The organism is Catenibacterium faecis (assembly GCF_014306455.1).
In the GTDB taxonomy this organism is placed as follows: Bacteria; Bacillota_I; Bacilli_A; order Erysipelotrichales; family Coprobacillaceae; genus Catenibacterium; species Catenibacterium mitsuoka_A.
In genome coordinates, this window is record NZ_JACRWG010000124.1 from 1 (window position 1) to 1,753 (window position 1,753).

Consider the following 1,753-nt stretch of genomic DNA (forward strand, 5'->3'; position numbering starts at 1 on the left):
TGCAAAAGTCAATATAAAAATGTAGGTTTAGGACAATATAAGAATGTAGGTTTTCCTACATTCTTATATTGTCTTTTTAGTCTTCATCTACTATGAATTGAAGCTGATCTTTGAGTCTATATGACGGACCGTTGATGTTTAATACAGAACTATGATGAAGAAGTCTATCCAATAAGGCATTAGTAAGAACAGGATCACCAAACACCTCTGGCCATTTAGAGAATGTTAGGTTTGTGGTTATAATTGTGCTTGATTTCTCATATCTCTTCGCAATGAGATTGAAGAACAGATTGGCAGTATCTGCATCCATTTTCTCGTATCCTAACTCATCAACTATAAGAAGCTTATATCTGCATATCCACTTGATTCTTCTTTCTAGTCTGTTCTCATATTTAGCCTTTCTGAGCTGTGCTATGAGATCATGAAACGAAATACAGTATACAGAATATCTCTGCTTGGCAGCTTCTGTACCAATACCTACAGCTAGATGCGTCTTGCCCACTCCGGGTGTTCCACATATGATTATATTCTCACAGTTTTCAATGAACCTTAATGTGGCTAAATCTTCAATTTTCTTTTTATCCAGTGAGGGCTGAAAGCTAAAATCAAAGTCCTGAAGACTTCTCTGAAAAGGGAAGTTTGCCACCTTAACACAGCTGACTATGGCTAAATCCTCCTTGTATTTCATCTCCAGCTGAACCATCTCATCTATGGCTTCCAGAGGTGTCTTTACCCCGTCAGACATCATATCCAGGTACTTGTTTATATTCTCCTTCATCTTGGGAAGCTTCAGCTTCTCTAGATTATTCATTAATACATTTATTGAACTCATACTATTAATCCTCCATTTCCATTCTGTATGTTCTTAAATAATTTGTTGTCTCTTTCTCAAATGCTTGGTAGATTGAATCATAACCTTCCTGTGATAGAAAGTTATAAATATCCATAATATCAAATCCCCACAGATTCACTCTAAGAATCTTCAGTTCCTTCTTGTTGGCTGACTTTTTTAATGCAGCGAAGAACTGTTCTTCATCAGTGATATATGGAAGAATCTTTGATACCTCTGTATAAAAAATCTTTCGTTCTTCCTTGTTAAGTGTCTGTATGAATCTCTTTATCCAGGAACTGAGCGATTCCTGTGATACAAGATACGCAATCATATGATCATAAGATTTCAATGCATCATTCCTAGTTAAAACGATTTCTCTTGCATCAAGCAGTTTATCCATAATGGATAGATTGTTTGCGACAACTTTACTAAAATCTTTGTTTCCTGCAAGCTGTTTGGATATAGACTGTTCATAGTGCTTCTTTGTATAATTGATTGGATTTCTTGATATAGTATGTACTTGAATCAGTTTTCCTTTATAATATATCTGAAGCATATCATCGAATGTCTCAATACTTACATATTCGTCGATATACTTCCTATCAACGGAATACTGAGCACCATTGAAATAGACAAGCTGCTGTGATGATACCTTTACTTTGTGAGGGCTGAGGTATCCATCCAGGACAGTTCTGTCAGGAAGAGGTGTGAGGTATTCCTTTTCTTTTATGAAAAGCAGGCAGGGAGACATTCCTGTGCCCTGACATATATTTGTATTCATCTTCACATTGAGCTTATCCACAATCTTCTGAAGCTCCTCTATGGAGTCAAACTCACCACTGTAGCTTCTAAGCCAGTCCATAACCTTATTGCGAGCCTCATTGGTTCCTTTTGTATAGGCATGTCTGGTCTTGCATGATT

Annotated in this window: 2 protein-coding genes; both read right to left on the reverse strand. The window is 36.6% G+C overall.

From position 1 onward, the window contains the following. Positions 1 to 76: 76 nt before the first annotated feature. Positions 77 to 832, reverse strand: a complete 756-nt coding sequence (gene istB / locus H8909_RS12985; protein ID WP_187013125.1) for an IS21-like element helper ATPase IstB — start codon at positions 830 to 832, stop codon at positions 77 to 79. 4 nt (positions 833 to 836) lie between these two features. Then, the coding region (locus tag H8909_RS12990) for a Mu transposase domain-containing protein (RefSeq protein WP_439647253.1) at positions 837 to 1,753 on the reverse strand (917 nt) is incomplete at its 5' end.